We start from the raw sequence: 295 nt of genomic DNA, 5'->3' as shown, positions 1-295 counted from the left end.
CGATCGGCGTGCCGATAAGCATCAGAAGGGTGAAGACGCCGAAGAGTATCCAGAGTTCCATGGCGTCAGACCTTCACTTTCGCCTGGCCGCAACCTTCCGCAAGAATTTGCGCACCTTCACGCTGATCACCAACACGCTGGCCAAGGACAAGGAGATCTCCGACCGCTGGCGTGACTTCGAGGACATCGCCGATTCACGCCATCTCGCCAACCGCGTCGAGCGCAGCGTTGTGGATGCGCTGGCGTCCGCCGTCCGCGACGCCTATCCGCGCCTGTCGCACCGCTACTATGCGAT

General features: G+C 61.4%; 1 pseudogene. It reads left to right on the top strand.

Features of this window, described 5'->3' with window-relative positions:
* Window positions 1-59 precede the first annotated feature (59 nt).
* Window positions 60-295, top strand: a pseudogene (locus EN859_RS37065) (hypothetical protein); the annotation flags it as partial.

The organism is Mesorhizobium sp. M00.F.Ca.ET.216.01.1.1, from assembly GCF_004010325.2.
Classification (GTDB): domain Bacteria; phylum Pseudomonadota; class Alphaproteobacteria; order Rhizobiales; family Rhizobiaceae; genus Mesorhizobium.
The sequence above is the reverse complement of the archived record's forward strand: the minus strand, read 5'-3'. Positions and strand labels throughout refer to the sequence as shown.